The organism is Sulfuricurvum sp., assembly GCF_049305995.1.
Taxonomy (GTDB): Bacteria; Campylobacterota; Campylobacteria; order Campylobacterales; family Sulfurimonadaceae; genus Sulfuricurvum.
Genome location: NZ_JBAQPS010000086.1, coordinates 1 through 2,083, shown reverse-complemented (window position 1 = coordinate 2,083; position 2,083 = coordinate 1). Strand labels below are relative to the sequence as shown.

At 44.7% G+C, this 2,083-nt stretch carries 4 protein-coding genes and 1 tRNA gene; 4 read left to right on the top strand and 1 reads right to left on the bottom strand.

Annotation, left to right across the window (positions count from 1 at the left end):
- On the top strand, positions 1-352 hold a 352-nt coding region (locus WA010_RS02975; protein ID WP_422555691.1), incomplete at its 5' end, for a hypothetical protein.
- On the opposite strand, the gene WA010_RS02970 is transcribed toward WA010_RS02975, so the two are convergent.
- Positions 353-919, bottom strand: a complete 567-nt coding sequence (locus WA010_RS02970) for a YceI family protein (RefSeq protein ID WP_422555690.1) — start codon at positions 917-919, stop codon at positions 353-355.
- A 123-nt stretch (positions 920-1,042) separates the two neighbouring features.
- On the opposite strand from WA010_RS02970, the gene pyrF reads away from it, so the two are divergent.
- The 3 genes from pyrF to WA010_RS02955 all read left to right on the top strand — a co-directional run bounded on the left by pyrF (position 1,043) and on the right by WA010_RS02955 (position 2,082).
- Positions 1,043-1,726 carry an orotidine-5'-phosphate decarboxylase gene (gene pyrF / locus WA010_RS02965; RefSeq protein WP_422555689.1) on the top strand — a complete coding sequence of 228 codons (684 nt, stop codon included), beginning with the start codon at positions 1,043-1,045 and terminating at the stop codon, positions 1,724-1,726.
- A 49-nt stretch (positions 1,727-1,775) separates the two neighbouring features.
- Positions 1,776-1,922: a hypothetical protein gene (locus tag WA010_RS02960; RefSeq protein ID WP_299987807.1), complete on the top strand. Its 147-nt coding sequence runs from the start codon at positions 1,776-1,778 to the stop codon at positions 1,920-1,922.
- Between the two features lie 70 nt (positions 1,923-1,992).
- A tRNA-Ser gene (locus WA010_RS02955) sits at positions 1,993-2,082 on the top strand.
- Position 2,083: the final 1 nt, after the last annotated feature.

Sequence of the window (2,083 nt, the reverse complement as noted above, 5' to 3'; positions counted from 1 at the left end):
CCTCACGAGACTGCGTACCGAACTTACCTCCGAAGTGTTCGATGCCTTTATCACCTCCCAATACCCCAAAGACTATCGTCCCATCGGTGCCTATCAGCGAGGCGAGTTACAGGTCTATGCGGGGGTGAGTATACGAGAGAACTTGGAGCTTGGTCGACATTTGATCGTGGATGATTTCGTCACCTACATCGGATGTGAGAATCTCAGCGGTGAAATGGTCGATTATCTCTGTGATTATGCCAAAATGCACAAATGTCAAAGTATATTAGTGTGGGGGAAACAAAGAGGGATTTCTATAGATGATCTCAGTGGATTCCGCCCCAAACGGGACGGGTTTATCAAAATCTTCTAATTACTCCGCGATTCCCTCAACCTCTACAACCAGTTTTACCTCATCGCCGACGACTACGCCGCCCGCTTCGATCGCTTTGTTCCAGTTCAAACCGAAATCTTTACGGTTGATTTGCCCCGTTAGGACAAAACCTGAACGTTGATTACCCCATGGGTCTTCGACGACACCCCCCATATCGATATCCAGAACCACTTTTTTGGTAATCCCGTGGATCGTGAGGTTACCCGTCATTTTGGATTTTGTGGCGCTTGTCATCACAAAATTAATATCACCAAATTTTACGACATCAAAAAAGTCGGCACTTCGTAGATGATCATCCCGTTTAACGATCCCTGTATCGATAGAGTCGGCTTTGATCGCACCGCTGAGGGATTTGAATACCCCTTTGTCCAAATCATAGGTTCCATTAAAATTATTAAATTTCCCTGTTACGGTGCTAATCATCATGTGTTTGACTTTGAACCCGACCGTCGAGTGGGATGGGTCAACTTTATAAACCGCCGCTGACAATGCCGTTGAACTGAGCAATAAACTTGCTAATACCGTTGCTAAAAGAGTCTTTTTCATCGTCTATCCTTTTGGGTTAATCTCTACACATTGTAGATTGTTTTTCTCAATGAATTATTAACGTAACGATAATGATTCTACTTTTTAAGCTATACTTTTGGTATCAATTTCCAAAGGTTTTTTATGCAATTATGTGTCGCTCTCGATCTTCCAACACAAGAAGAAAATTTAGCTCTCATAGAAAAAATTAAAGAGTATCCGATCTGGCTCAAAGTAGGACTTCGCTCTTATATCCGAGATGGAAAACCCTTTATCGATGCTATCAAGGGCATCAATCCCGATTTTAAAATCTTTTTAGATCTCAAGCTCTACGACATCCCCAACACGATGGCTGATGCCGCCGAATCAATCATGGGTCTGGGGGTTGATATGTTCAACGTTCACGCCTCAGCAGGGCGAAAAGCGATGTCCGAAGTGATGAAACGACTAGAGCCATACGAAAACCGCCCCCTCGTCCTCGCCGTAACTGCCCTCACCTCGTTCGAAGAGGGTGAGTTTAGCCATGTCTATAGTGCCGGGATCGCCGAAAAAGCAGACCGTTTTGCCCAAGATGCGTATGAGTCAGGATTGGATGGTGTCGTATGCAGTGCCTATGAGAGCGCCTCGATCAAATCACTCACTTCAGATACCTTTGTCACCCTCACCCCCGGCATCCGCCCTTTTGGTGAAGATGCGGGAGATCAAGAGCGAGTTGCGACGATCGAGACAGCACAGGGTGAAAAAGTGGACTTCATCGTTGTCGGACGCCCCATCTACAAAGCCGCCAATCCTGCCGAAGTGGTAGAAAAGATTCTCGCTCTATTATAAATTGGAATATTCCTTGCTTTATTTTTACAAATAATGCCAAGGAGTCTGCATGAAATTTATGGATAAAATCGAACTCATCGTAAAACTCAAAGAAAAAATCGCGGAAGCAAAAGCTTCAAATGAAGCACTTGCGATGCAATTACAATCCCTTTTGGATCAAATCATCTCTAATCCAAAAAACTCTCCGGTAATTTGATCTAAACAAGCACCCATTTAAGGTGCTTGTTATCTACACCTGCTTATAATTACGCCCTCTTTATAACACTGGACGAGTAGGAAAGCGGCTGAATCCACCTCCCTGCTAAGGAGACGTACTGGCAACGGTACCGAGAGTTCGAATCTCTCCTCGTCCGCCAC